This is a genomic window from Bacillus sp. SRB3LM, assembly GCF_015712745.1.
GTDB classification, from domain to species: domain Bacteria; phylum Bacillota; class Bacilli; order Bacillales; family Bacillaceae_G; genus Bacillus_A; species Bacillus_A thuringiensis_K.
This window is the reverse complement of record NZ_VWVQ01000008.1, coordinates 85,115-112,042: the sequence shown is the minus strand read 5'-3', so window position 1 is coordinate 112,042 and position 26,928 is coordinate 85,115. Positions and strand designations below refer to the sequence as shown.

Sequence of the window (26,928 nt, the reverse complement as noted above, 5' to 3'; positions counted from 1 at the left end):
GGACAATAGTAGGATGAAACAAAAAACAGGAGTTTGTAGGCTCCTGTTTTTGTCGATACTATTTTAATAAGCGAAGCGCCTTCTCCGTATTAGCGAAATGCAGTTTCACAAACTCAGGTAATCGTTCTTTACCAAGCTTTTGAATTAATTTAGCAGCAGCGATATCAACTTGTTTACTAGCACCTTTTGGAAGTGGCATACCAGCTTTTTTACTTAGTTCGTCAAACTGTTTTACGAATGAGTAGCGAGCTAAAATAGAAGCAGCGGCTACTGCTAAATGGACGCTTTCACCTTTCGTAGCGAAATAAACATTTTCACGCTGTACCTGTTTTTGTTTTGCTAAATATTTATAGTATGTATCAGGTTGTGTGAATTGATCGATTAAGACGCCTTCAGGTTTTGTAGGTGCCATTTTAGCTAATAAGTTTGTAATAGCTTTATTATGTAGCAAGGCTTTTAGCTTACCTTGGTTGTTTCCTTTATCAAATAGCTCGTTATATTTTTCATTATGAAGGACAAGAGAGCTGTAAGGAACAACGTGTAGAAGTTGTTTCGCAATGGTAGTAATTTGATCGTCATTTAAGTTTTTAGAGTCTTTTACACCAAGTTCTTTTAGTAGTGAAATTTGCTTTGCATCCACATATACAGCAACGACTGTCATCGGTCCAAAGAAATCTCCCGTACCAACTTCATCAGACCCTACAATAGACATTGTACTGATGGAAGCAGGCGGCGCATAACGATGGGAATCGACAGGTTTTTTTACAGTTGTTTTTGGTCTTTGAGAGACAGTTTGCCAACGAGAAGCTTCTGCTTCAGCGCGGCCTCCTTGGAACATTACTTTTCCAGATTTATACGCTGTAATCGTGCAAGATGGCACCTTAGCCATAAAGATACCGCCTTGCGGAATTTTCGGGCTAAGCGAATGTTTATATTGTTGTTTCATGTCTTCAATTACTGTAGAATTTGTTTGAATTACGATAGAATTTGACATAATGGTCGCCCCTTTTTTTATATTGTTATTTTTATCATATCGGATTGTTCTTTCTGTTTCCATATTATGAAGGTTCATGGTATGATAAACTTTAGGATTCTGTACGTGATTGGAGGCCGGTGAGTTGTCACAACAAAAGGGAAAGAAAAGTCGAATTAATGTAGAAATCTATGGTCAGCAATATTCAGTTGTTGGCGATGAAAGTACAAGTCATATCCGCATGGTAGCAGCGATTGTGGATGATAAAATGCGCGAACTCAATGCCAAGAATCCTTCGCTTGACACGAGTAGACTAGCGGTATTGACGGCGGTAAACGTCATACACGATTACATAAAATTAAAAGAAGAACATGAGAAATTGAAAGAAAGTATGACAAAAAAAGGAATGGAATAACATGATTGATATTATTATCATTTTACTGCTTGTTATGGGATTTTTCCTCGGCTTACGTAGAGGGTTTATTCTGCAACTTGTAAAGTTAACAAGCTTTATTATCGCATACCTTGTTGCATACTGGTACTGTAAAGATTTAGCGCCAGCACTTGCGAAATTTATTCCGTATCCATTTGATAAAAACGTATCTGTTCCAGAATGGATTGATGCAAATAATATTGAGACAGTATTTTATCAAGCGCTTGCGTTTATCATATTGTTTATTATTACAAAAATAGCACTTTCATTACTTGGTAATTTGTTAAATATGTTTGCAGAAATACCGGTTTTAAAGCAAGTAAATGCGTTTGCCGGGGCAATCCTCGGATTTTTAGAAGTATATATTGTTTTGTTTGTCTTAATTATCATTGGAAACATTCTTCCGATTGAACAAGTACAAACACCATTACAAAAATCATCAATTAGCAAAATAATTGTAGACGATACACCGATTCTATCTGAAAAGGTGAAGGAACTATGGCAGACAGGTAGCAGAGTATAACTTCTCTTTTTTCGGAAAGAGAAGTTTTTTTCTATGAAAGAAAGGCGGGGTAATGATGAAAGTAAATAAAAAACAAGTTATCAAATTATTAGAGACAATCGGGCTTTTTATGGAACTAAAAGGCGCGAATCCATTTAAAATATCTGCATTTCGTAAAGCGGCAGCAGCATTAGAAAGTGACGATCGTAGTCTTTCTGAAATTGAAGATTTCACGAAGATTCCGGGCATCGGAAAAGGAACAGCAGCAGTTATTCAAGAATATATAGAATCGGGAACATCTGAAGTATTACAAGAACTTGAAAAAGAAGTACCAAGTAGCTTATTGCCGTTATTAAAACTACCAGGTCTTGGTGGTAAAAAGGTGGCTAAGTTATATAAAGAGCTAGGCGTTATTGATATGGAGACGTTAAAAGCTGCTTGTGAGGAAAATAAAGTACAAGCTTTAGCTGGTTTCGGTAAGAAGACAGAAGAGAAAATATTAGAAGCAATCGATCAAGTAGGCTCTCGTCCAGAGCGTTTACCAATTGCGATGGTATTGCCTATTGCCGGGGAAATAGAGGAGAAATTGTCGAATATTGCTGAAGTAATTCGTTTCTCTCGCGCTGGTAGTTTGCGCCGCGCGAGAGAAACAGTGAAAGATTTAGATTTTATCATTGCAACGACAGAACCAGCAGCGGTACGTGAGCATTTACTCCAATTCGATAATATGATTGAGGTAATCGCAAGTGGGGATACGAAAGTTTCTGTTCGTCTTCAATATGAATATGATATTTCAATCGATTTCCGCTTAGTAAAACCAGAAGAGTTTATTACAACACTTCACCATTTTACAGGATCAAAAGACCATAACGTAAAAATGCGTCAAATCGCAAAAGATAAAGGCGAGAAAATTAGTGAGTACGGTGTAGAGAACTTAGAAACAGGTGAAGTGAAAACATTTGAGACTGAAGAAGACTTCTTTGCTCATTTCGGTCTGCCATTTATTCCGCCAGAAGTGCGTGAAGATGGAAAAGAAATTGAATTAATTAAAGAGTATCCGAACTTAATTCAGTTTTCCGATATACAAGGTGATTTACATATGCATACAACTTGGAGTGACGGTGCTTTTTCTATTGAAGAAATGGTACAAGCGTGCCGTGCTCGTGGATATAAGTTTATGGCGATTACTGATCACTCGCAATACTTAAAAGTAGCGAATGGTTTAACGAAAGAGCGTCTTCGTGAGCAAGCAAAAGAAATTGAACGTATGAATGAAAAGTATCCAGACATTACAATTTTACGCGGAATTGAAATGGACATTTTACCAGATGCCTCGCTTGATTTTGATGATGAAGTATTAGAAGAATTAGACTATGTCATTGGAGCGATTCACTCTAGCTTCTCACAAGACCGTGAAACGATTATGAAACGTCTACGTACTGCACTTGAGAATAAACATGTTACAATGATTGCCCATCCGACAGGACGTCTTCTCGGGCGTCGTGAGGGTTATGATGTAGATACAGATTTATTAATTGAACTCGCAAAAGAAACAAATACAGTTTTAGAATTAAATGCGAATCCGAACCGTCTAGATTTAAGTGCGAAATTATTAAAACAAGCACAAGATGCTGGTGTGAAAGTAGCGATTAATACGGATGCTCATACGCTTGAAATGTTAGAAGATATGGAAACAGGTGTAGCAGCAGCACGTAAAGGTTGGATTCAAAAAGATAACGTGATTAACACGTGGGATATTGAACGTTTATTAGACTATATTAAACGTAATAAGTAACACAAGGGGGACCTGCAACATGTTAGAAAGAACGTTGCGTGTATTAGAATACAATAAAGTAAAAGAACAATTACTTGAACATACAGCATCTTCACTTGGTCGTGACAAAGTGAAGCATTTAGTGCCGAGCACTGATTTTGAAGAAATTGTAGAAATGCAAGATACAACGGATGAAGCTGCGAAAGTTATTCGTTTAAAAGGTAGTGCACCATTAGGTGGTATTACAGATATTCGCTCCAATGTGAAGCGTGCAAAAATTGGGAGTATGTTAAGTCCAAATGAATTACTTGATATTGCGAATACGATGTATGGTAGTCGTAATATGAAACGTTTCATTGAAGATATGGCTGATAACGGTGTCGAGCTTCCGATTTTAGAAACTCACGTCGCTCAAATTGTATCTTTATATGATTTAGAAAAGAAAATTACAAATTGTATCGGTGACGGCGGTGAAGTAGTCGATAGCGCAAGTGATAAACTGCGTGGTATTCGTACTCAAATTCGTACGGCGGAAAGCCGTATTCGTGAAAAGTTAGAAAATATGACGCGCTCTTCAAACGCACAAAAGATGCTGTCTGACTCGATTGTAACGATTCGTAACGAACGTTACGTAATCCCAGTAAAACAAGAATACCGCGGCGTATATGGCGGTATTGTTCACGATCAATCAGCTTCTGGACAAACGTTATTTATTGAACCGCAAGTCATTGTAGAATTAAATAACGCGCTTCAAGAAGCACGTGTGAAAGAAAAACAAGAAATCGAACGCATCTTATTGATGTTAACAGAAGAAGTGGCAGTAGAAGCCGATATCGTTTTATCAAATGTAGAAGTAGTTGCGAATCTTGATTTCATTTTTGCGAAAGCTTTTTATGCGAAGCGAATTAAAGCAACGAAACCAATTGTAAACAACGAGCGTTACATGGATTTAAGACAAGCTCGCCATCCGCTAATCGATCCAGAAATTATTGTGCCAAATAACATTATGTTAGGTAAAGATTTCACGACAATTGTTATTACAGGACCGAATACAGGTGGTAAAACAGTTACGCTGAAAACAGTTGGTATTTGTGTTTTAATGGCGCAATCTGGTCTTCACATTCCAGTAATGGATGAGTCAGAGATTTGTGTGTTTAAAAATATATTTGCTGATATCGGTGATGAGCAATCGATTGAACAAAGTTTAAGTACGTTCTCCTCACATATGGTGAACATCGTTGATATTTTAGAAAAAGCTGATTTTGAAAGCTTAGTTTTATTCGATGAATTAGGTGCTGGAACAGACCCACAAGAAGGGGCTGCACTAGCCATTTCGATTTTAGATGAAGTATGTAATCGCGGTGCTCGCGTTGTTGCAACGACGCATTATCCAGAATTAAAAGCATACGGATATAACCGTGAGCAAGTTATTAATGCGAGTGTTGAGTTTGATGTAAATACATTAAGTCCAACTTATAAATTATTAATCGGTGTACCAGGCCGTAGTAATGCCTTTGAAATTTCGAAACGTCTTGGATTATCTGATCGCGTCATTGAGCAAGCACGCAATCACATTAGTACAGATACAAATAAAATTGAAAATATGATTGCGAAGTTAGAAGAAAGCCAGAAGAACGCAGAGCGTGACTGGAACGAAGCAGAAGCGCTTCGCAAACAATCTGAAAAACTTCATCGTGAATTACAACGTCAAATTATTGAATTTAACGAAGATCGCGACGAACGATTATTAAAAGCCCAAAAAGAAGGGGAAGAAAAAGTCGAAGCTGCAAAGAAAGAAGCAGAAGGCATTATTCAAGAACTTCGTCAATTGCGTAAAGCACAGCTTGCAAATGTGAAAGACCACGAGCTAATTGAAGCGAAGAGTCGTCTAGAAGGCGCAGCACCAGAGCTTGTTAAGAAACAAAAAGTAAACGTGAAAAACACTGCGCCGAAACAACAGTTACGTGCAGGTGATGAAGTAAAAGTATTAACGTTCGGTCAAAAGGGTCAACTACTTGAAAAAGTAAGCGATACAGAGTGGAGCGTACAAATCGGTATTCTGAAGATGAAAGTAAAAGAATCTAACATGGAATACATTAACACACCGAAGCAAACAGAGAAAAAAGCAGTTGCAACGGTAAAAGGTAGAGACTATCATGTTTCATTAGAACTTGACCTTCGTGGTGAACGATTTGAAAATGCAATGGCGCGCGTTGAGAAATACTTAGACGATGCCCAGCTTGCAAGCTATCCTCGCGTATCAATTATTCACGGTAAGGGGACAGGAGCACTTCGCCAAGGTGTACAAGATTACTTGAAGAAGCATCGCGGCGTGAAAACCTTCCGTTACGGTGACATGGGCGAGGGAGGCCTAGGCGTAACAGTTGTCGAATTAAAATAGAAAACAACGAAACAAAGGGGAAACCATTATATGTTTATGGACAAACTTGCAAAAGTATTGTTAGCTTGTTGCGGAATATTTTTGGTGATTGGGGTTATTTATTTAGTTGTTTTTGCGAAGTGAAAAAGCGTCAATCGTGGCATAATGATATTGCCATAGATTGACGCTTTTAATATATATGAAAAGGAATAGAACATGAAAATCAACCAATACATAAGCGAAGCAAAATCATGCTCCAGACGTGAAACAGATCGCCTCATTAAAGCTGGACGCGTGGCTATTAACGGCGAAATATGTACGCACGGTACACTTGTGAGCGATGGTGATAGGGTAACGATTGATGGGAAAGTTATTGTAAAAGAAGAGAAAGAAAAGGTGTACATCGCCTTCCATAAACCAGTCGGCATTATTTGTACAGCAGCTGATCATATTGAAGATAATATAATTGATTATATTAATTACCCAGAGCGAATCTTTCCAGTTGGACGATTAGATAAAGCATCGGAAGGACTTATTTTATTAACGAATGACGGCGGCATTGCGAATCAAATTTTACATGGTGATCATGAGCACGAGAAGGAATATGTTGTCACAGTCGATAAACCTTTTACGGACTGGTTTATTGATGAGATGTCCAGTGGTGTAAAGATTAAAGATGGAATGACGAAGCCGTGCAAAGTGACAAGAGTCGATCAATCAACATTTCGTATCGTTTTAACGCAAGGAATGAACAGGCAAATTCGTAGAATGAGTCGTGCTTTCGGATTTACTGTAATAAAGCTAAAGCGAGTACGCATTATGAATATAGAGCTAAATGAGCTTGAAGTTGGAAAGTGGCGGAGCGTTACAGCTGAAGAGTTAGAAATTTTAATAGGGCAGTTATAGGGAGGGAAAATTTTCTTCCTATATTTTTTTGTCAGAAAAAATAAAACTATTGATTTTTTAAAAAATAGCCCATATAATAAAAAACAACAAGTTTCGACAAGATATTTTATAAAAGTAATGATGAGGACATGAGTTGTATTTTACGATTCTCAGAGAGGGAAGCCTTAGGCTGTGAGCTTCCTAATACGAAAAGACAAGCTTACCACCTCTAAACTTCAAGAGTGAACTGCATACATGATGCATTGTAATTCTTGGCGGATAAAACCGTTATCAATTTACACGAGCTATAAAATGAGCTTATTTCGTTATAAATTCATTTTATTAGAATAAGGGTGGAACCACGATTTCAACACTCGTCCCTTTGTTAGGGACGGGTGTTTTTTGCGTTCTTTTACGGGGAAGTATGCTTGAAAGAGGATATGTGACGGATTTTGATTCAGAATATTTTGTTAATTCATTATTTTAGGAGGTTAGTAGAAATGAAATCATCTTTAAAGTTTTCAGAGATGTTTGCAATAAGTTTAATGTTATTTGCACTGTTTTTTGGTGCAGGTAATATGATTTTTCCACCAGCGTTAGGGCAAGGTGCTGGAACGGACGTATGGATCGCGCTGTTTGGTTTTATCGTAACAGGCGTTGGACTACCTTTATTAGGAGTAATTGTTATAGCTTTAAAGGGAGATATTAATGAGCTAGCAGGACGTGTACATCCTATATTCGCATTTGTTTTTATCACTGCAATTTATTTATGTTTAGGCGTATTCGTAAGTGTGCCGCGTACAGGAACAGTAGCTTATGAGATGAGTGTTGCACCGTTTTTACCAAGTGAGATAGCTGGTCAGTCATATCCACTTGTTATCTTTACACTTATTTTCTTTGCAGTCACTTTCTATTTAGCTTTAAATCCTTCGAAATTAGTGGGTCGTATTGGTAAGGTGCTAACTCCAATATTATTAGCTGTTATTGCAATTATCGTAGGTAAAGCACTTATTACACCAATTGGAGAATTTGGTGCACCAACAGAAGCGTATAGTGCTCCTCTCTTCAAAGGATTTATTGATGGATATTTAACTTTAGATGGACTTGCAGCACTGGTATTCGGAAATGTTGTAATTCATGCGTTAAAAGAAAAAGGCATTACAAATAAAAACAGTATTGCAAAAGTAACAATCTTTGCAGGATTTATTGCAGCGCTTGGTCTACTACTTGTGTATTTAGCACTTGCTTATCTTGGAGCTTCTAGTGTGTCACTTGGAATGGGTGCAAACGGAGGAATTATTTTAACAAATGTCGTGAATCATTTATTTGGTAGCTACGGAACTTTATTATTAGGGATCGCAATTACAGCAGCATGTTTGACAACTTCTGTAGGTATTGTTGCAGCTTGTGGTGATTACTTCTCTTCCTTATTACCAAAGCTTTCTTATCAAAAAGTCGTTTTCATTTTCTGTGTATTAGCATTTATGGTAGCAAACCTTGGGTTAACTCAGCTAAATGCATTAGCATTACCAATCTTAATCGCAATTTATCCAATTGGAATCGTACTTATCGTATTATCACTTGTTGAAAACTACGTTCGTCTTCCATTAGCGATGTATGTGGGCGGGATTGTAGGAGCATTTGCAATAAGTTTCTTTGATGGATTACACAATGCAAACCTTCAAATTGCAGCGCTAGCACCTATTTTAGATAAGATTCCATTATATAGTGTAGGAATTGGTTGGTTAGTTCCAGGCATAATCGGTATAGGATTTGGTTATATAGTTTCTAAGTTTCAAAAGCAGGAAATTGCTGTAGAGAAATAGAGAAAAGAGACTTTCTATAATAGAAAGTCTCTTTTTTGTAAAAAAAGCCGCATATAGAGAAATTCAGATATTAAAAATTTTATACGTAATATAGTTGACAAAAAATTTATGAGTAGGCTAAGATTGACTTAGTTGTGGAAATATTGGAAGGGAAGTGAGGGAAAAGGGGTTTCTATAACTATAGTGTTGTTATGGGAAGAGGTGAAAGAAGAGGAGAAGAGATAGTTTATTTTTTTTGATTTGCATTGAGAATGATAATCAATAAATACGTTTTATCATTTTTTCTCAGTTTCTATGCCTTCGTATAAGGAATAGGGTGAGATATTATTTTTAATATTTAATGAGAATGATAATCAATAATACTTATGTTACATAAAAGAATGCTAATTAAATAATAGGTAGAAGAGATTATTTTTTTTCTTATAAATTGAGAATAATTATCATTTTCAAAAAGTGAAATAAAAGATAACCAAGGAGGAAACAAGAAAAATGAAAAAGGTTTCTGTATTACCTGCTTTTATTATAACGTTCGTATGTATGTTAGCTTTTCTTGTAATGCCATACGGGAATGTATCAGCAAAACTAGCTGATGGTACTTACGATATTAATTACGTAATTCAAAAAGCGGAAAATGATTCAGCTTCAATGGCAAATGACTATTTTGAAAAGCCGGCAAAATTAATAGTGAAAAACGGTGAGATGAGAGTACAAGTTCCGATGAATCATAGTGCTTGGATTACAGAATTTAAAGCACCAGAGAACGGGAATTTTGTTGATGCGAAAGTTGTTAGTAAAGATGAATCGGCAGATAAAAGAACAGTAGAGTTTAAAGTAGATGATTTATCCAAACCGGCAGCTGTAAAAATTCATGTTGTTGTACCAAATGCAAACTATGACCACCACTACACAATTCGTTTTGCTTTTGATGCAAATGTAAAAGCTGTAGGTGGCGATAACGGGGTAGCTGCTACAACAAAAAATAATGATCAAGCGAAAACAGATACACAAGTAAAAGAAGAGAAAACAAAAGTAGAGAGTAAGGAAATAGCTAAAGAAGTGAACAAAGAAACAAAAAATGAAAATGGAAAAGCTGAAAAAACAGATAACCCAAAAACAGGCGATGAAGCACGTATTGGATTGTTTGTAGCGTTAATTCTTATTTCAGGTGCTTTCTTAATTCGTAAAGTGAAGTTGAGTAAATAAATCTTTTGAAGGGTGATGAATATATGTTTAAACAATTTAAAATGATTATTGCCGTATTTGCTGTTTTATTTACGTTTATCGCAACACTAGGTTTACAAGATGCAAAAGCTGCTACAAAACTAGCTGATGGAAAATATAATATTGCTTTTACTGTATGGAAAGGCGATAAAGATGAATCGTCTAGAATGAATAGTTATTTTGAAAGCCCAGCAACATTAACAGTTAAAAATGGAAAACAATATGTTTCATTTAAAGTGAAAGATAGTGCTTCTATTAAAAGTTTCCAAGTAGAAAAAGATGGTCAATTTGTAGAAACAAACGTGTTAAGTGAAAACAAAAAAGATAATACTAGAGTAGTAGAATTTGAAGTTGCTGACTTGTCAAAAAAACTAAATGGAAAGGTGAAAATTAATATTCCAATTATTAATTATAATGCTTCATATGATATTCGCTTTGTATTTGATGGGAGCAGTATTAAATAATTTTCAAAAGGGAGAGTCGTTCCATTGAACAGGTATACAAAAATTATTGTTGCTATGTTTTTAATGATATTTACATTCGTATCAACATTACAACCACTTGCAGTTCAAGCAGCTACCAAGTTGGCTGACGGTGAATATTCAATTGGCTTCAAAGTTTTAAAAGATACATCAGATGAAGAATCGATGATGAATCAATATTCAGTAAGCCCAGGGACTTTAAAAGTGAAGGATGGGAAAAAGAAAGTATCCTTTACATTAACAAATAGTTCATGGATTACGAAGTTTGAAACAGAAAAAGCAGGTAAGCTAGTTGCGACAAATGTAATTAGTGAAAATAAAGAAAAAGATACAAGAGTAGTAGAATTTGATGTAGAAGATGTAGAGAAGGTATTAAATGCAAAAGTAAAAGTAGATATTGATTTTTTAAATTATCATCATGAGTACGACGTTCGTATTGCATTTGATCAAAATAGTATTACACCAATTCATGTGGAACAACCAAATGAAAAAGAGGACCCAGCTAATAAGCCAGATCCAAATGAAAAACCGGATCCAGGTCAGAAGCCCGACCAAAAGCCTGACCCAGATCAACAACCAAATTCTAACACAATTACAGATGGTGCGTACAGCATTCCATTTAAAGTGTTAAAAGATCAAACAGATGAAGAATCTAAGATGAATACTTACATGGTAAATCCAGGAGTATTAAAAGTAGAAAACGGTAAGAAAAAAGCAATTGTAACATTGAAAAGTAGCTCATTAATTAAAAATTTCCAAACGGAAAAAGATGGCACATTTGTTGATGCAAAAGTAGTAAGTGAGAATAAGGAAAAAGATACAAGAGTAGTAGAGTTTGAAGTAAACGATTTATCTGAAAAACTAAATACAAAAGTATTTATCGAAATGGCATCAAGAAATTATAAGCAAACGCATGATGTACAACTTTTATTTGAACAAGATAAACTTGAACAAATTAAAAATGAAGAGAAACAACCAGAAGTAGAAAAACCAGAAGTAGAAAAACCAGAAGCAGAAAAACCAGAAGTAGAAAAACCAGAAGTAGAAAAACCAGAAGTAGAAAAACCAGATGAAAATAAAAAAACAGATGCTGAGACAATTAAAGATGGTGAATACAGCATCAATTTCAAAGCATTAAAAGATCAAACAGATGAAATTTCAATGATGAACACATATACAAAAAGTCCAGGTGTGCTAAAAGTAAAAGATGGTAAGAAGTATGTATCATTTACGTTAACGAACAGTTCTTGGATTACAAAATTTGAATTTGAGAAAAATGGTTCGTTTGTTGATGCAAATGTAATAAGTGAAGATAAAAAAGCTGATTCACGCGTAGTGGAAGTAGAAGTACCAGATTTATCGAAAAAGTTAAATGCAAAAGTAAAAGTAGATATCGATTCAATGAATTATCACCATTTTTACGATATTCAATTTGCATTTGATAAAGGTAGCATTAAGCCGTTAGATAACCAAGGCGGAAATGACAACCAAGGTGGAAACGACAACCAAGGCGTGAATGACAACCAAGGTGGAAACGACAACCAAGGCGGGAATGACAACCAAGATGAAAATAATAAACCGAGAGTAATAGTTGATCCGAAAAATTTAGTAGATGGCCAATATGATATTACATTTAAAGTATTAAAAGATAAAACAGATGAGATTTCAAAGATGCATGACTATGTTGTAAATCCAGCGAAATTAATCGTAAAAGATGGTAAAAAATATATTGAGATGACGCTGAAAAATAGTGCGTGGATTACGAAATTCCAAACGGAAAACAATGAACTATTCGCTGATGCGAAAGTAGTAAGCGAAGATAAAAATGCAAATACACGAGTAGTACAGTTTGAAGTAGAAGATCTATTTAAAAAATTAAACGCAAAAGTAAAGGTAGACATCGATGAGATGAACTACCATCATTTCTACGATGTGCAAATTCAATTTGATACAAATAATATCGGCGCGTTAGGAACTCTTAAAGAGGAACCGAAAAATGAACCGAAAAATCCAGTGACTACACCGAAAGTAGATAATGTAAAAACAGTAGGTACTCCTGATTTTAACCGAAATGCAGATGGTCAGAAGAAAAAAGAAGATACAAAAAATGATTCAAAAAAAGAGAAAAACTCAAAAACTGCAGATACAGCACAACTTGGTTTATACATGGTGTTACTGCTAGGTTCACTTGCTTTACTAGTTCGTAAATATAGAGCAGGTAGATTGTAATTTTTGGAGTCTTGATGCATATTCGCGTGCATCAAGACTTGTTTCATATTGTATGGAAAGGAGTTGTGATTGAGAGTGAAGAAAATTGTAAGTGTACTAATGGCTATCATTTTGTTAATGAGTATAGCCGGGTGCTCATCACCAAAAAAAGAATCAGCAAAGCAGGTAAAGAGTGAAAGTAAAGAGCGCGTCGTTGCAACAACAGTGGCTGTTACTGAAATTATGGATGCGTTAGAAGTAGATTTAGTCGGCGTTCCAACAAGTTCTAAAACTTTACCGAAGCGATATAAAGGTTTACCTGAAGTTGGGAATCCAATGAGTCCAGATATGGAAAAGGTAAAGTCATTAAAGCCTTCAGAAGTGTTATCTGTGACAACACTTGAATATGAATTAAAGCCAGTTTTTGATGGTGTGGGTATGAAAGCAAACTTTTTAGATTTAACGAGTTTGAAAAATATGCAAAGTTCTATTAGCGATTTAGGTAAGAAATATGGGCGTGAAAAACAGGCCGAAGCAGTAGTAACTAAATTAGATAAAAAGGTTTCTAGCATTCAAAAAGAAGTAAAAGGAAAGAAAGAACCGACAGTGCTTATTTTATTAGGTGTGCCTGGAAGTTATTTAGTAGCAACAGAGCATTCTTATATTGGAGATTTAGTGAAACAACTAGGTGGTAAAAATATTGTGCAAGGTGAACAAGTAGAATATTTAGCTTCTAATACAGAGTATTTAAAGAAAGCTGATCCAGATATTATTTTACGAGCAGCTCATGGTATGCCTGATGAAGTTGTAAAAATGTTTGATAAAGAATTTAAAACAAATGATATTTGGAAACACTTTGCTGCGGTTAAAAATAACCGTGTTTACGATTTAGAAGAGCGTTTATTTGGAACGACAGGCAATTTAGCAGCAATTGAAGCGTTAGATGAATTGAAAAAAATGATGTATCCGTGATGCATTTTAATATAAAGGAAGAGTAGAATGAATAAAAAAACTTGGAGTTTCCTCATTGTTACTGCATTGCTTATTGTTATGACATCATTGTCAGCGATGAAAGGGAGTTTAGAAGTAGGTATTGTTGAACTTGTACAAGGGATATTTACAGGTGGAAATGAAGATGTTGAAGTCATTAAAGATTTACGTTTTCCGCGTATTATTATTGCGTTGTTCACTGGAGCGGCTCTTGCTGTTTCAGGTGTGCTTTTTCAAGCTGTTATGAAAAATCCACTCGCCGATGCTGGGGTAATCGGTATATCTTCAGGAGCTAGTTTTATGACACTTATTATTATTACGTTGTTCCCGCAATTCTTTTTCTGGACACCCGTATTCGCCTTTTTAGGTGGTGCGCTTGCATGTTATCTCGTTTATTCGTTTTCATGGAAATCAGGATTAAGCCCGCTTCGCATTATTTTAATTGGTATTGCCATTAATGCAATGTTTACTGGGTTAAATGAATCATTCGTTACGATTTGTGGGTATTTTATTAAGAGTATTAAGCAAACGACGACTTCTAACATAACAATGAAGACGTGGGGCGATGTAGAAATAATGGTGACTTATGGAACGGTTGGTCTTATTCTTGCTCTGTTCGTAGGAGCTTGGTGTAACTTATTATCGCTACAAGATAAGACTGCGAAAAACTTAGGCTTGCACGTGACGAGAGTTCGTCTTATTATTTCTGCCATTGCAGTACTCTTAGCGGCAGTATCAACAGCGATTGCAGGTGTTATTGCTTTTGTAGGATTACTAGTTCCACATATTTCAAGACAATTAGTCGGTTCAGACCATAAAGTATTAATTCCATTTTCTGCTCTTGCAGGGGCGTTATTAATTTTGACGGCAGATACGATTGGAAGGTTAATTGTGCCACCTAACGAAATTCCAGCAGCAACAATTATGGCGGTTATTGGTGGTCCATTCTTAATATTCTTGCTTAGAAAGAGTGATAAAGTTCATGGAAATTAAAAATGTAACCTTTTCATACGATAACGTAACAAATCGATTAAAGTCTGTTAGTAGTGAAATAGAAATTGGAAAAATTACAACAATCATTGGACCGAATGGATGTGGGAAATCAACATTACTTAGTGTCATGTCTAGAAACCACGCTCCTAGCAGTGGAGAAGTAATACTTGATGGAAAAGCGATTAGTGAATATAAACCGAAAGAGTTTGCTAGAAAGCTAGCGGTTGTCCATCAACAAAATGAGGCTCCAGCAGATATTACAGTGGAAAAGCTAATAAGCTTCGGGCGTATGCCATATAAAAATATATTCTCTCCGCAAACAGATGAAGATAGAGAAGCGATTGAGCGTGCACTAGTATGTACGAATTTACAAAGTAAGCGTGATAAGCCAATTTATGCTTTATCTGGTGGAGAGAGGCAGCGAGTTTGGATCGCAATGACATTAGCTCAAAATACACCAATGCTCTTCTTAGATGAGCCGACCACATATTTAGATATTTACTATCAGCTAGAAATATTAGAGTTAGTGAAAGAGTTAAATGAAGTTCATGGACTAACGATTGTAATGGTATTACATGATATTAATCAAGCCATTCGTTATAGCGACCATATTATCGTTATGAAAGATGGAGAAATCATTACGAAAGGTAACCCTAATGATGTAATAACAGAAGAAATGGTTAAAGCAATATATGGTGTAGATGTCATTGTAAAGCAGGATGAAGATACCGGATTGTACATGGTACCTATGGGAATCTAAAGGCTGAGCATAATCCGTTTTGAGGTGATAATTTGAATAGTAAGAAAGGACGGAAAAAGAATTCTTTTTTTCAACGCATACTTACAATTGTGTTTTTAGGAATCTTTTTCTATTCAATGTATGAGTTGGGCGGGATTTTCATGGATTATTATGAAAATCGTAAAGTAATGGCTGAGGCACAACATATTTACAAAAGAAGTCCAATGGAAGAAAAATCAGAAGATGGAGAGGTACGTAAACAGTTTCAGGATCTCCAGAAAATTAATCCAGAGATAGTCGGATGGATTACGATGGATGATACACAAATTAATTATCCAATCGTTCAAGCAAAAGATAATGATTACTATTTATTTCGTAATTATAAAGGTGAAGATATGAGAGCGGGAAGCATTTTTATGGACCATCGTAATGATGTGAAATCTCAAAATCGAAATACGATTTTATATGGCCATCGTATGAAAGACGGTTCTATGTTTGGTAGTTTAAAAAAGATGTTGGATGAAGACTTTTTTATGTCTCATCGTAAATTATATTACGATACATTATTTGAAGGATACGACGTGGAAGTTTTTTCAGTATACACGACAACAACGGACTTTTATTACATTGAAACGGATTTTGAAAATGATGCAGCATATACATCGTTCTTAAAGGAAATTCAAGAAAAATCACTGTACAAAACGGATACGGAATTGACGGCTAATGATGAAATCGTAACACTTTCTACTTGTGATTATGCGCTTGATCCAGAGGCTGGGAGGCTAGTTGTACATGCAAAATTAGTAAAAAGAAATTAAAGAAAAAAGTATAGAATATGAGAAGTGATAGATAACGCTTCTCATATTCTATACTTTAAAAAAGGACTGTTTTTACTGTGCTGCGGCCATTGGCATACGTACAACTTTTACATCATAGTAAGCAATTTTATTATCAAGAATATATTCTGGCATTCCGCCTTGATGTGAGTGAGCATCTTTAAATGCAGCGCTCTTTGTCCAACCTTGGAAATCTTCTTTTGCATTCCAGCGAGTGCTAATTGTTACTTCATCATAATCAACTGTATTTTGCGTTAAAAGAACTTCTAGACCTAAAAAGCCTGGCATCGTTTCAACTTTACCTACTTTATTAAAACGCTCAATTAATTTATGTCCATTTCCCTTTGTAATTTTAGCTGTATTTGTAACAATAATCATGTTTATTCCTCCTATAAATGTAGCTATATTTTCAAGAACTCATATACATTAAATGATAATGAAAATCATTATCATTGTCAATGGTAATCTTAGTTTATGATAATATTTTTTATCCCGCTATTTGCCGGTCAGTAAGACCCCCACCTCAAAATTCAGCGAAAGCAAAGAAGTTAGGTGAGGGCTGATTAAAGTTTCCCTTTATGTAAGTACAGTGTTCTTTTTTTGAATGGGTTGACTATATATTTAACTTGGTTATATATTATGTAAATAGAATTGATTGAAAATATATAGAAGCAAAGTATGGTTTATACTTTGCTGTCGCAATACTATGAATAAGGAGGGTATTATGGTTGAATCACTTTTACTTAGTATCGTTATTATTATTACGTTAGGTATTGCTTCACAATGGACTGCATGGCGCTTCCAGCTTCCTGCCATTGTTGTTATGGCAGTTGCTGGATTATTAATTGGTCCAGTTTTCGGTATTATTAATCCAAAAGAGGTGCTTGGAGATGTTTTTAGTCCACTCGTATCACTCTCTGTTGCAATTATATTGTTTGAGGGTAGTTTAAGTTTAGATATACGTGAACTGAGGGGACTATCAAAACCAGTATTTCGTATCGTTACGTTTGGTGCGTTTATCGCGTGGATTGCTGGCTCACTTGCAGCTCATTACGTCGCTGGATTAGATTGGGCGGTTGCATTTATTATTGGAGGACTTTTTATTGTGACAGGTCCAACGGTAATTATTCCGTTGTTACGCCAAGCACGATTAAAACCAAGAACAGCTGCAATTTTAAAATGGGAAGGGATTATTGTTGATCCATTTGGAGCTTTACTTGCTGTATTTGCCTTTCAAATTGTAAATTTCTTAACGAAAGATAATGTACAATTACATACGTTGCTGTATTTCTTTGCAGGTTCATTATTTGCAATGGTGCTCGGTTATGTATTTAGTATTTTTATGAGTTATATGATTTTAAAGGGAAAAGTACCAGAATATTTAAAAGCACCAATTTTGTTAGTTACGGTATTATTATGCTTCGGCATTGCGGATGAAGTGATGCATGAAACAGGTATGCTAGCTGTAACCGTAATGGGGATTACGCTTGCACGGATGAAGAAATATATTTCTTCTATCGGTGATATTCGTCATTTTAACGAAAATATTTCAGTACTACTAACGTCGACTGTTTTTATTATATTAACAGCATCGCTTCCAAGAACAACTATTATGGAGATTTTCAGCTGGCCTATTATAAGTTTTGTACTTATGATGTTGTTTGTTGTACGTCCTTTATCGATTTGGATATCGACAATTGGAACAGAGTTAACAAAAGCAGAACGGGCGCTAGTTGGCTGGATTGCACCGCGAGGTATCGTTGCATTAACGGTTTCAAGTTACTTTGCGACGGAGTTATTACAAGAAGGTTATAAAGATGCTTCTATATTAACAGCACTTACATTTGCACTCGTTATTACGACCGTGTGTGCTCACGGATTTTCAATTGGATTTTTAGCGAAGAAATTAGGATTGGCAAATACGGAGCCACCAGGAATCTTAATTTCAGGTGCGAGTACATTCTCATCTGCTTTTGCATTGCACTGTAAAGAGATGGGTGTTCCGAGCTTAATTGTAGATGAATCTGAAGAACATTTGCAATGTGCAAAGGTGAAAGGGCTTAATACATATAATGGCCAAGTACTCTCTGAACAGTTACAATTTGAAGTTGATATGAATCAGTATGAATACTTAATTGCAGTTACAGATACGGATTCTTATAATGTATTAGTTGCAAATACATACGTACCGCAGTTTGGACATCATAATACATTTTTACTTCCAATCCATGATGTGGAAAAGATTGAACAAGAACGCATTTCTCTTTCAAAAAAAGCTCATTTACTGTTTGGTCAAAATGAAATTTATGAAGAGTTAAATAGAAAAATTGAAGATGGTTATATTTTTAAAACGATACAAGTTGCAGAAGAACAAAAAATTAATAAAGAAGAAAGCGATTCAGAGGATTTAATATTATTTATTCGCCATCGAGATGGTAGTCTTACTTTTTCAACATTGTATAAATATATAGCTGTTATGCCAGGTGATGAGCTAGTTGTACTAGCAAAGCAATAATATGGTATAGTGAAACGGGGCTGTTTTTTCAGGCTCGTTTTTAAATGCTTCCTGTAGAGAAAGCATGCAAATGGAAAGGAAGTTATTATATGCGATCAGAAGTAACTGTAAAAATAAAACCGAAATTTATAAAAGAAATTAAAAGTGGATATCCGCTTATTTTAAAAGATGCGATTCAAAATTTAAATGATGTTCGTGAAGAAGGAACAATCATCAAAGTAGTAGATGAGAAGAACAACTTTGTCGGAAAAGGTTATTATGGAAAACAAAATAAAGGATATGGCTGGATTTTAACGAGAAAAGAGAGTGAACAAATTAATCAATCTTTCTTTGAAAGTAAAATCAAATCTGCCTTACATAAACGAAAGCAATTTTACAAATCAAGTGATACGACAGCATTCCGTGTGGTGAATGGTGAAGGTGATGGTCTTGGAGGACTAATTATCGATTATTATGGTGGCTACTACGTAGTAAGTTGGTATAGTGAAGGGATTTACACTTTCAGAGATGAGATTATAGCTGCTCTTCAAAAAGTAGCAAACTTTAAAGGTATTTATGAGAAAAAGCGTTTTGATACGAAAGGGAAATATATTGAGGGTGATGATTTCGTAGCAGGAGAGCGCGGCGAGTTCCCACTTATCGTAAAAGAGAACGGTGTAAACTTTGCGGTTTATTTAAATGATGGGGCAATGGTTGGGGTATTTTTAGATCAACGTAACGTTCGAAAACAAATTCGTGATAAATATGCAAAGGGAAGAACAGTGTTAAATATGTTCTCTTATACAGGTGCTTTCTCTGTATTTGCAGCGCTTGGCGGAGCGAGTAAAACGACGAGTGTTGACCTTGCAAATCGTAGTTTAAGTAAAACGATTGAGCAGTTTAGTGTAAATGAAGTTGATTATGAAGCGCAAGATATTATTGTAGAAGATGTATTTCTTTACTTCAAATATGCAGCGAAGAAAAAAATGAAATTTGATATGGTCGTACTTGATCCTCCAAGCTTTGCACGCTCAAAAAAATATACATTTAGTGCAGCGAAAGATTATAAAAACTTATTAAAAGAAACAATTGCCATTACAGAAAATAACGGAATTATCGTTGCTTCTACAAATTGTAGCGCATTCGATATGAAAAAGTTTAAAGGCTTTATCGATACAGCATTTAAAGAAATGAATGGCAAATATAAAATATTAGAAGAACATTCTTTACCAGAAGATTTCCGTACCATTGATCAATTTAAAGAAGGAGACTACTTAAAAGTAGTTTTCATCGAGAAAATTAAAGGTTAATAAAGAAAAGGAGCTCGAGTTTACTTGAGCTCCTTTTCTTATTGAACGATATTTTGTACTCTACCGACTTGCCCGTCCTGCAATCGTACTTTAATGCCATGCGGATGGGAAGGGGAGTTTGTTAAAATATCTTTTACAATTCCACGTGTTAATTTGCCTGTTCGTTGATCTTGTTTTAATACAATATCAACTTCAAGACCGGGCGCGATATTAGAACGTTTTTGTCCGTTCATTTACACACCTGTACGTCTACGTTGGTTGTTTGTTTTCTTTGTTTGTTGGTTTTGCAATTTTTTCGTTTCTTGGCTTTGATTTTTTGCATTTTGACCATTTCCATTTCCTTGCTTTTTCTTTGCAAGTTGTTCGCGCATTAAATCAGCTAAGCTTACTTTTTTGTTTTCTGACATGATAAGTCTCCTTTATATAAAGTTAATTATGAACAATCATAGTGAATTTCATCATATCATTGTTAAGGAAGGAAGGGAAGTTGGTTTGAAAATTCATATATTTGTTTCAAGTCTGTAGTAGTTAGGATACAATTGAGTTGTTAACGTTTGTAAAAAGGGGATAGACATATGTCACATCATATTTTATTAGTTGAAGATGATATCTCAATTCAAGAGATGGTGGAAAAGTATTTGATAAAAGAGGGCTTTCAAGTAACAATTGCGTCTGATGGAGAAGAAGGCGTGAACACATATTTAAAAGGTTCATTTGATTTGATTATCCTCGACATTATGATGCCAAAGCTAGATGGCTTAGAGGTTGTACGAATTATTCGAGAAAAAAGTGCTGTTCCGATTTTAATGATGTCGGCAAAAGATACAGATGTTGATAAAGCTGTTGGATTAGGACTTGGAGCAGATGATTACATTTGCAAGCCATTTTCTATGATTGAATTAGCTGCACGTGTAAAGGCAGGTATTCGAAGATCTACGAAATATTCGACTACAGAAGAAACAGAAAAGATGATTCAAATTGGCGATTTAACAATCGATCCAATTAATTTTACCGTAGAAAAAAACGGGAAGCCTCTCAAACTTACTTTAAAAGAATTTGAGATTTTAAAACTGTTCGTAAAGAATCAAAATCGTGTATTTACAAAATCGCAAATATATACGTTAGTTTGGAACGAAGAGTATTATGGAGATGATAACGTTATTAATGTTCATATGAGGAGATTGCGTGAGAAAATCGAAAGTGATCCATCTAATCCAGAATATATTAAAACGTTATGGGGCATCGGCTATAAGTTGGAAGTGATGTAATATGGTCAATTTGTTAATAAGTATTATTTTTATATTGTTATGTGTCATTTACATACAATATAAAATGAGAAAAAATAGTAGTAAAAATTTACGATACACATATGAAAAGTTGGAAAGTATTGTAAATGTACAAACAGGCGAGAAGTTACTCGTTATGACAGATGATCTAGAATTGCAAAAATTATTAGTGGCAATTAATCAATTATTAGATGCAAAACAGAAAACGAATGCAGATCATGCAAAAGTAGAAATTTCGATGAGAAAAATGCTTTCAAATATTTCACATGATTTAAAGACGCCGCTAACAGTTATTCTTGGATATACAGAAATGTTAAATAAGGATAAAACGATGAATAAAGAAGAACAGCAAATATTACTTGAAAAGGTGCATGTGAAAACACTAGAAGTAATGGAACTGATTCATAAGTTTTTTGATTTAGCAAAACTAGAATCTGGTGACAAGGCAATCGAGATGACAAAAGTAAATATGAATGAAGTTTGTCGTGAGAAGATTTTATCTTTTTATGATTTAGTGACGGCGAAAGGGTTTCAAGTTCATATTGATATACCAGAAAGAAATATATATGCACTTGGAAATGTAGAAGTATTAGGTAGAGTATTGAACAATTTAATATCAAATGCAATTACATATGGAGACGATGGAAAGATACTGGGTATGACGTTAAGAGATGATGAAACGAATGTGTATATAGACGTATGGGATAAAGGAAAAGGGATTGATGAATCTCATATTGATAAAGTGTTTGAGCGTATGTACACACTTGAAGATTCGAGAAATAGATTGTACCAAGGAAGCGGTTTAGGGTTAACGATTACGAAAAGACTGGTGGAAGCGATGGATGGAAAAATTCATCTTTCTAGTAAGCCGTATGAAAAAACAATTTTTACAGTTGCATTAAAAAAGATGCAGTTTTAGCTTGTAGAGAAGTAGATTCTACAAGCTTTTTTTCAGCGTAAGGAATTTGTAAGAAACGGGTAAGAAAAAAGAGATTTCCGTTGTCTATTATAAAAATATAAAGTAGTGCGAAAGGGGAAAGTGACATGACCTATATATTAAAAACGAATCAGTTAACGAAAGTGTTTAAAGGGAAAGAAGTTATTTCTAGCGTTAACATGCATGTGAAAAAAGGAGAGATATACGGTTTCTTAGGACCGAATGGTGCTGGTAAAACAACGATTATGAAAATGATTACAAATTTAATAAAACCGACGAGCGGTGAGATTGAAATTTTCGGTGAGAAGTTAACAGACACATCTTATGAAGTATTAAAAAGAATGGGGACAATTATTGAATATCCAATCTTTTATGATAAATTAACGGCGAAAGAAAACTTAGAATTACATTGTGAATATATGGGCTATTACGATAAAAATGAAATTGACCATGCATTACATTTAGTGAAACTGCAAGGGATAGATAATAAAAAAGTAAAAGATTTTTCATTGGGAATGAAACAACGACTTGGTATTGCAAGGGCAATCGTAACAAAGCCAGAACTGCTCATTTTAGATGAACCAATTAACGGTTTAGATCCAATTGGTATTAAAGAGTTACGAGACTTATTTAAAATGCTCTGCAAAGAATATGGCATTACATTATTAGTTTCTAGTCATATTTTAGGTGAGATGGAACTAATGGCGGATACAATTGGTGTAATTCAAAATGGAAAACTAATAAAAGAAGTTTCAATGAAGAGTATTAACGGAAAACAAACAGAGTACATTGAAATTACTGTTCCTGATGTGAAGCGTGCAGCTTATATTTTAGAAGATAAACTTGCCATAAAAAATTATAAAATAATGAGCGGAAATATGATTCGTGTGTATGATACGGCAGTGTCTCAGCAAGCCATTTCAAAAGCACTTATTATGAACGATGTGGAAATTGAAAGTATTAATAAGAAACATAGTTCCTTAGAAGAATATTTCTTAAATGTAATGGATGGAGAAGGCATTCATGCTTAATGGATTGTTAGTAAATCTAGTAAGTGGATTGGTCGTAATGTTCATAAGTGGGATTTTATATTATAGGAAACCAGGGCGGAAATGGTTGTTAATTCTACTAATGATAGGAATGTTAAGCTTCGTTACTGCTGGAATTAGAATGTTAGCAGCGTAGAGACAGGTATATAAAGAATGGAGGCGTGGTTTATATGTTTAAATTAATGAAGCTCGAATGGAAGAAACATCAATTATCTAGTTACTTTAAAAGTGTAGCAATTTGTATTATAGCAATTTTCGCTGTAGTAAGCCTTATGGCATGGGGAATGAAAGCCGAGGGAGACGTACTCTTCTTTGACTTCACACAGAATATGGCTTTAGTAAATATTTTTATTAGGATAACATTCATTATTTTTAGTTCGGTCATTTTATCACGTTTAGTAATTGATGAGTATAAGAATAAAACGATACAACTATCATTTATGTATCCGCTTCAAAGGAAAATGCTAATGAGTGCGAAATTAACAATTGTTTTTTGTTTTTGTTTTGTGAGCACGATTATCGCTACTTTCATTATTAGCTTGCTCGTATATTTTGTGAGTCCAATGATGGGACTGATTGAAACACCTGCTACGATAGGTGAAATAATAGCTATCGTTCCAGGTACTTTTATAAGTGCATTTATGATATCTGGTATAAGTTTAATTCCTTTATTTTTTGGAATGAGAAAGAAATCGACACCGACAACGATTACTTCGGCAGTAATAATTGGCATGCTGATTAGTGGTAACTATGGTCCTGGAAACGGTCAAGTAAGTATGTTTGATTTTATAGCTATCCCAATCGTGCTCTGTTTATTAGGAATTTTCATTAGTTATCTATCGTTTCGTAAAATCGACAAGATCGATGTGGCGTGAAGCAAGCCTAAAACAACAACGAACTGGGGTATGACTGGTGAAAAAAATAATAGTAATTGCAATATTATTCATTACAATTGCTAGTGCGGTTTTTGGTTTTAAGATATTTCAGGGGAAGGATTTTAAGAAAGAAAAGTCTTTTGAGATAAATAATATAAAAGAAATAGAAGTAGACAATGAAAACTGGGATATTGAATTTAAAAGTACAGACGCTAATAAAATAGTAATTTCCGCTCAAGGTGAACAAGTAGATAAAGAGATAGATCCCGTCAAGATAGAAAATGAAGAAAATAAAATTGTGATTAAGCAAAAACAAAAGGCAGCCAAATTTTTTAATGGTTTTACGTTTAGAAAGAAAAATAGTATATGTATAGCTATTCCGAAGAAAGAGATAGATAAAATTGTATTAAATAATAAATCGGGTGATGTGAAAATAAACGATATAGTAGTAAAAAGCATTGTGACAAAAGGGAAATCTGGGGATGGAATGATTGTAGGACTATCAGCGGAGAAAGGTGAATTCATATCGCAAAGTGGAGAGGTAGTTGTAAAAGATAGTTCAGTACAAGAATTAAATATAAAGTCTGCGACTGGTGATAACTATATAACAAATGTAAGTAACTCAAATATGAACATCACTTCAACATCTGGGGAAGTCTTACTGAAAGATATGACAGAAGGAAAATCATTATTTGTAGAAACAAAATCAGGGGATATTGGCGTACGGTATAAAGGTGTCCCGGCATCATTGAAGCTTATGGCTAAAAGTAATTCGGCTGACGTAATAGTGGATTTAAAAGGACTTAAGAAAGATAAAAATACAGAAAAAATAAAAGTAGGAACGATTGGTGATGCAAAAAATGAAGCGAAGATTTTAAGTGAAACAGGAGTCATTTATATTGATTAAATCTTAGGAGGAAGGAGGACACTATCATGCTACATTTAATGAAGCTAGAATTGAAAAAGTTTAAGCTTGGTTGGTACGTGAAGAGAGCAATTATTGCAAATGTTGTTATACTGGCATTAATGATCTTTGTGAGCATCATCGCTCAAGTAGAAGGTGATGCAGAAATAAGGAATCCAGAGACGATATTGTTAATGGCTAGCACAATAGTAAGAGCAACGTTTATTATTTTTGGTAGTGTATTAATCGCAAGGTTAATAATTGGCGAATATAAAAACAAAACAATACTACTTATGTTTTCTTATCCTATTAACCGAAAGAAAATGATGGCTAGTAAGTTGACTATTACAGCGATAGTAACATTTATAACAGTTATTGTATCTAACATTTTAGTAGTAGGAGTTTTCTTTGGGATAGATAGTTATTTTTCAATTCTTCCTAATTCATTCACAGTAGATCAATTGATGCAAGAAGGAATAAAACTAGTTCCTTTAGCCATTGCAACTGCGGGAATGAGTTTAATCCCATTATATTTCGGAATGCGTAAACGTTCCGTGCCAACTACAATTGTTTCATCTCTTATCGTTGTCTCAATTGCAATGAATGGCAACCCAGAGTTTTCTATAGCAACTTTTCTTCCCCTTCAACTAGCATTGGCGACAATTGGAGTTGTGATTGCATATTACGGCATTAAAAATATAGAGAAGGAAGATATAACTGTATGATAAGAATATGTGAAAAAGAGTTGGCGTTACACCAACTCTTTTTTGTATATGTACGCTTCGTTACTACTCTATAAATTTAGAGTGTGTGCTTAAATACTTTTGCACTTCTGGAGAAATGTTAAAGTTATTAGGATTTTTATATTCGATAGTAAACTCGCCGTCGGTACTTGTTTCAAAGGAGATTGCATAGCTATTCATTTTAGCATCGTAAGAAGTATTTTTGACTTCTGCATTTAGGTTAAAATATTTTGTAATATACTCTTTTGATTCCGTAATTGCTGCTTGTTTTCCCCAAGGGGTACCATAATAGGTGAAATAAAGAGATACACTAATAACTCCAATAAGAGAAGTTAGTAAAATAGTTCCCATAACTATTTTTTTATTTTTTGTATTCAATTTGGTTACTCCTCTTCATAATATGTATTTATTTTAACCTATCTTTTCCATAAAACAATCATTTAGTAAAAAATAGTTTCACATGAAACAAGTTACAGAAAAAGACCAGATGTGTAAACACCTTGTCTTTTTTGTTGTTACATTTTAGGAGCTTCCATTCCAGCCGCAGCCCATTCTTCTTTTGAAGGACCATATATGCCAGGGACTGTTAAGGCAGCTTGTCGCATTAAAACTGTCATTTGCCCGCGGTGATGATTTTGATGATTAATAAGTGTCATTAAAAATATAGAATTCGGCATAGGACGACCAAAGAAGTCGTTAATAGTAGCTAAGTCTTTATCAGTCCATTTATTTTGAAGTGTTTCAACGAAAGCCGCGTTCACTTTACGGTATTCATCTGCAATTGTTTTTGCAGAAGTTGGAACAGGATAATCTTTTGTTTCTCCTTCAAACTTTAGCCCTGTGCCAGATAGTATAACAGGAATTGCCGTCACGATATGCCAAGCAACCCTGCCTAACGTCCAGTGCCCAGGTGCGATTTCTTGTGACAAAGATTCATCTGTTAATGCATCGAGCATCTTTTGAGTAGACTCAGCCTCGTATGTCCATGATTGCAAGAAGCCTTTAAGTGTTTGATACATTGTTATCCCCCCTAGTTATGTTCATAGGTTAAATTCGTGAAAAAAAGATAGTTTCCTTTAGGCTTATGA

General features: G+C 34.8%; 28 protein-coding genes and 1 other annotated feature. Of the genes, 22 read left to right on the top strand and 6 right to left on the bottom strand.

Annotation, left to right across the window (positions count from 1 at the left end):
* Positions 1-58: 58 nt before the first annotated feature.
* Positions 59-994: a ribonuclease HIII gene (rnhC, locus tag F3I02_RS07440; RefSeq protein WP_196477786.1), complete on the bottom strand. Its 936-nt coding sequence runs from the start codon at positions 992-994 to the stop codon at positions 59-61.
* A gap of 124 nt (positions 995-1,118) precedes the next feature.
* Between rnhC and zapA the strand changes: the two genes are divergently transcribed.
* From zapA to srtB, 13 genes are all read left to right on the top strand, one after another.
* Positions 1,119-1,388 (top strand): cell division protein ZapA, encoded by a 270-nt coding sequence (zapA, locus tag F3I02_RS07435; RefSeq protein WP_000082701.1) that lies wholly within the window; start codon positions 1,119-1,121, stop codon positions 1,386-1,388.
* 1 nt (position 1,389) lies between these two features.
* Entirely contained in the window at positions 1,390-1,929 is a 540-nt protein-coding gene (locus tag F3I02_RS07430; protein ID WP_000565412.1) for a CvpA family protein, read from the top strand.
* A 55-nt stretch (positions 1,930-1,984) separates the two neighbouring features.
* A complete protein-coding gene (polX, locus tag F3I02_RS07425; RefSeq protein WP_000867512.1) occupies positions 1,985-3,703 on the top strand; it encodes a DNA polymerase/3'-5' exonuclease PolX in 1,719 nt (572 codons plus the stop codon).
* Between the two features lie 19 nt (positions 3,704-3,722).
* Positions 3,723-6,083 (top strand): endonuclease MutS2, encoded by a 2,361-nt coding sequence (locus F3I02_RS07420; RefSeq protein ID WP_000893715.1) that lies wholly within the window; start codon positions 3,723-3,725, stop codon positions 6,081-6,083.
* Between the two features lie 195 nt (positions 6,084-6,278).
* The gene (locus F3I02_RS07415) at positions 6,279-6,968 is read left to right on the top strand and encodes a 23S rRNA pseudouridine(2604) synthase RluF (protein WP_000700748.1); all 690 of its coding nucleotides are present in this window, start codon (positions 6,279-6,281) and stop codon (positions 6,966-6,968) included.
* A gap of 108 nt (positions 6,969-7,076) precedes the next feature.
* Positions 7,077-7,332, top strand: a binding site (T-box leader).
* A gap of 115 nt (positions 7,333-7,447) precedes the next feature.
* Entirely contained in the window at positions 7,448-8,773 is a 1,326-nt protein-coding gene (brnQ6, locus tag F3I02_RS07410; protein ID WP_131251150.1) for a branched-chain amino acid transport system II carrier protein BrnQ6, read from the top strand.
* Positions 8,774-9,262: 489 nt separating this feature from the next.
* A complete protein-coding gene (gene isdC / locus F3I02_RS07405; protein WP_131251148.1) occupies positions 9,263-9,976 on the top strand; it encodes a heme uptake protein IsdC in 714 nt (237 codons plus the stop codon).
* Positions 9,977-9,999: 23 nt separating this feature from the next.
* On the top strand, positions 10,000-10,458 hold the full coding sequence (locus F3I02_RS07400) for an NEAT domain-containing protein (RefSeq protein ID WP_000476163.1): 459 nt from the start codon (positions 10,000-10,002) through the stop codon (positions 10,456-10,458).
* 24 nt (positions 10,459-10,482) lie between these two features.
* Positions 10,483-12,705 (top strand): NEAT domain-containing protein, encoded by a 2,223-nt coding sequence (locus F3I02_RS07395; protein WP_196477785.1) that lies wholly within the window; start codon positions 10,483-10,485, stop codon positions 12,703-12,705.
* Between the two features lie 69 nt (positions 12,706-12,774).
* Entirely contained in the window at positions 12,775-13,656 is an 882-nt protein-coding gene (gene isdE / locus F3I02_RS07390) for a heme ABC transporter substrate-binding protein IsdE (RefSeq protein ID WP_002164197.1), read from the top strand.
* Between the two features lie 27 nt (positions 13,657-13,683).
* Positions 13,684-14,667 carry a FecCD family ABC transporter permease gene (locus F3I02_RS07385; protein ID WP_001036834.1) on the top strand — a complete coding sequence of 328 codons (984 nt, stop codon included), beginning with the start codon at positions 13,684-13,686 and terminating at the stop codon, positions 14,665-14,667.
* The gene (locus F3I02_RS07380; RefSeq protein WP_000403761.1) at positions 14,657-15,427 is read left to right on the top strand and encodes an ABC transporter ATP-binding protein; all 771 of its coding nucleotides are present in this window, start codon (positions 14,657-14,659) and stop codon (positions 15,425-15,427) included. Before F3I02_RS07385 ends, F3I02_RS07380 begins: the two co-directional genes overlap by 11 nt.
* A gap of 32 nt (positions 15,428-15,459) precedes the next feature.
* On the top strand, positions 15,460-16,224 hold the full coding sequence (gene srtB / locus F3I02_RS07375; protein WP_001086122.1) for a class B sortase: 765 nt from the start codon (positions 15,460-15,462) through the stop codon (positions 16,222-16,224).
* 72 nt (positions 16,225-16,296) lie between these two features.
* Here srtB and isdG read toward each other — a convergent pair whose 3' ends face one another.
* Positions 16,297-16,620 (bottom strand): heme oxygenase, encoded by a 324-nt coding sequence (isdG, locus tag F3I02_RS07370; protein WP_000587818.1) that lies wholly within the window; start codon positions 16,618-16,620, stop codon positions 16,297-16,299.
* A gap of 346 nt (positions 16,621-16,966) precedes the next feature.
* Here isdG and F3I02_RS07365 point away from each other — a divergent pair, with 346 nt between their 5' ends.
* Entirely contained in the window at positions 16,967-18,757 is a 1,791-nt protein-coding gene (locus F3I02_RS07365) for a cation:proton antiporter (protein WP_196477784.1), read from the top strand.
* Positions 18,758-18,846: 89 nt separating this feature from the next.
* Complete coding sequence (locus F3I02_RS07360) at positions 18,847-20,046, top strand: class I SAM-dependent rRNA methyltransferase (RefSeq protein ID WP_001255969.1); 1,200 nt, start codon at positions 18,847-18,849, stop codon at positions 20,044-20,046.
* A gap of 38 nt (positions 20,047-20,084) precedes the next feature.
* Here F3I02_RS07360 and F3I02_RS07355 read toward each other — a convergent pair whose 3' ends face one another.
* Both F3I02_RS07355 and F3I02_RS07350 read right to left on the bottom strand, forming a co-directional pair.
* Positions 20,085-20,279 (bottom strand): YwbE family protein, encoded by a 195-nt coding sequence (locus F3I02_RS07355; protein ID WP_001014310.1) that lies wholly within the window; start codon positions 20,277-20,279, stop codon positions 20,085-20,087.
* The gene (locus F3I02_RS07350; protein ID WP_001293578.1) at positions 20,280-20,453 is read right to left on the bottom strand and encodes a hypothetical protein; all 174 of its coding nucleotides are present in this window, start codon (positions 20,451-20,453) and stop codon (positions 20,280-20,282) included.
* Positions 20,454-20,621: 168 nt separating this feature from the next.
* Between F3I02_RS07350 and F3I02_RS07345 the strand changes: the two genes are divergently transcribed.
* The 7 genes from F3I02_RS07345 (at position 20,622) to F3I02_RS07315 (ending at position 25,822) form a co-directional block, all read left to right on the top strand.
* On the top strand, positions 20,622-21,314 hold the full coding sequence (locus F3I02_RS07345; protein WP_000018036.1) for a response regulator transcription factor: 693 nt from the start codon (positions 20,622-20,624) through the stop codon (positions 21,312-21,314).
* A gap of 1 nt (position 21,315) precedes the next feature.
* On the top strand, positions 21,316-22,251 hold the full coding sequence (locus tag F3I02_RS07340) for a HAMP domain-containing histidine kinase (RefSeq protein WP_089148240.1): 936 nt from the start codon (positions 21,316-21,318) through the stop codon (positions 22,249-22,251).
* A gap of 125 nt (positions 22,252-22,376) precedes the next feature.
* Entirely contained in the window at positions 22,377-23,300 is a 924-nt protein-coding gene (locus F3I02_RS07335; RefSeq protein WP_000221091.1) for an ABC transporter ATP-binding protein, read from the top strand.
* Positions 23,293-23,454, top strand: coding sequence for a hypothetical protein (locus tag F3I02_RS07330; RefSeq protein WP_000931778.1), 162 nt, complete (start codon positions 23,293-23,295; stop codon positions 23,452-23,454). Before F3I02_RS07335 ends, F3I02_RS07330 begins: the two co-directional genes overlap by 8 nt.
* A gap of 34 nt (positions 23,455-23,488) precedes the next feature.
* Positions 23,489-24,193, top strand: coding sequence for an ABC transporter permease (locus tag F3I02_RS07325; RefSeq protein ID WP_000475557.1), 705 nt, complete (start codon positions 23,489-23,491; stop codon positions 24,191-24,193).
* A gap of 37 nt (positions 24,194-24,230) precedes the next feature.
* Complete coding sequence (locus F3I02_RS07320; RefSeq protein ID WP_000720986.1) at positions 24,231-25,100, top strand: DUF4097 family beta strand repeat-containing protein; 870 nt, start codon at positions 24,231-24,233, stop codon at positions 25,098-25,100.
* A gap of 26 nt (positions 25,101-25,126) precedes the next feature.
* Positions 25,127-25,822: an ABC transporter permease gene (locus tag F3I02_RS07315; RefSeq protein WP_131251142.1), complete on the top strand. Its 696-nt coding sequence runs from the start codon at positions 25,127-25,129 to the stop codon at positions 25,820-25,822.
* 63 nt (positions 25,823-25,885) lie between these two features.
* Here F3I02_RS07315 and F3I02_RS07310 read toward each other — a convergent pair whose 3' ends face one another.
* Complete coding sequence (locus tag F3I02_RS07310; protein WP_001093310.1) at positions 25,886-26,218, bottom strand: YfjL-like protein; 333 nt, start codon at positions 26,216-26,218, stop codon at positions 25,886-25,888.
* A gap of 137 nt (positions 26,219-26,355) precedes the next feature.
* Entirely contained in the window at positions 26,356-26,859 is a 504-nt protein-coding gene (locus F3I02_RS07305; protein ID WP_000285030.1) for a DinB family protein, read from the bottom strand.
* Between the last annotated feature and the right edge of the window lie 69 nt (positions 26,860-26,928).

Bases quoted from the DNA above. Each gene is read 5' to 3' on its own strand.
- F3I02_RS07330 (WP_000931778.1), top strand. From the start codon at position 23,293: ATGCTTAATGGATTGTTAGTAAATCTAGTAAGTGGATTGGTCGTAATG.
- isdG (WP_000587818.1), bottom strand. From the start codon at position 16,620: ATGATTATTGTTACAAATACAGCTAAAATTACAAAGGGAAATGGACAT.
- F3I02_RS07380 (WP_000403761.1), top strand. From the start codon at position 14,657: ATGGAAATTAAAAATGTAACCTTTTCATACGATAACGTAACAAATCGA.
- F3I02_RS07350 (WP_001293578.1), bottom strand. From the start codon at position 20,453: ATGTCAGAAAACAAAAAAGTAAGCTTAGCTGATTTAATGCGCGAACAA.
- F3I02_RS07420 (WP_000893715.1), top strand. From the start codon at position 3,723: ATGTTAGAAAGAACGTTGCGTGTATTAGAATACAATAAAGTAAAAGAA.
- F3I02_RS07345 (WP_000018036.1), top strand. From the start codon at position 20,622: ATGTCACATCATATTTTATTAGTTGAAGATGATATCTCAATTCAAGAG.
- F3I02_RS07340 (WP_089148240.1), top strand. From the start codon at position 21,316: ATGGTCAATTTGTTAATAAGTATTATTTTTATATTGTTATGTGTCATT.
- F3I02_RS07315 (WP_131251142.1), top strand. From the start codon at position 25,127: ATGCTACATTTAATGAAGCTAGAATTGAAAAAGTTTAAGCTTGGTTGG.
- rnhC (WP_196477786.1), bottom strand. From the start codon at position 994: ATGTCAAATTCTATCGTAATTCAAACAAATTCTACAGTAATTGAAGAC.
- polX (WP_000867512.1), top strand. From the start codon at position 1,985: ATGAAAGTAAATAAAAAACAAGTTATCAAATTATTAGAGACAATCGGG.
- F3I02_RS07355 (WP_001014310.1), bottom strand. From the start codon at position 20,279: ATGAACGGACAAAAACGTTCTAATATCGCGCCCGGTCTTGAAGTTGAT.
- isdC (WP_131251148.1), top strand. From the start codon at position 9,263: ATGAAAAAGGTTTCTGTATTACCTGCTTTTATTATAACGTTCGTATGT.
- F3I02_RS07430 (WP_000565412.1), top strand. From the start codon at position 1,390: ATGATTGATATTATTATCATTTTACTGCTTGTTATGGGATTTTTCCTC.
- F3I02_RS07415 (WP_000700748.1), top strand. From the start codon at position 6,279: ATGAAAATCAACCAATACATAAGCGAAGCAAAATCATGCTCCAGACGT.
- F3I02_RS07335 (WP_000221091.1), top strand. From the start codon at position 22,377: ATGACCTATATATTAAAAACGAATCAGTTAACGAAAGTGTTTAAAGGG.
- F3I02_RS07400 (WP_000476163.1), top strand. From the start codon at position 10,000: ATGTTTAAACAATTTAAAATGATTATTGCCGTATTTGCTGTTTTATTT.
- F3I02_RS07325 (WP_000475557.1), top strand. From the start codon at position 23,489: ATGTTTAAATTAATGAAGCTCGAATGGAAGAAACATCAATTATCTAGT.
- F3I02_RS07385 (WP_001036834.1), top strand. From the start codon at position 13,684: ATGAATAAAAAAACTTGGAGTTTCCTCATTGTTACTGCATTGCTTATT.
- F3I02_RS07360 (WP_001255969.1), top strand. From the start codon at position 18,847: ATGCGATCAGAAGTAACTGTAAAAATAAAACCGAAATTTATAAAAGAA.
- F3I02_RS07365 (WP_196477784.1), top strand. From the start codon at position 16,967: ATGGTTGAATCACTTTTACTTAGTATCGTTATTATTATTACGTTAGGT.
- F3I02_RS07305 (WP_000285030.1), bottom strand. From the start codon at position 26,859: ATGTATCAAACACTTAAAGGCTTCTTGCAATCATGGACATACGAGGCT.
- brnQ6 (WP_131251150.1), top strand. From the start codon at position 7,448: ATGAAATCATCTTTAAAGTTTTCAGAGATGTTTGCAATAAGTTTAATG.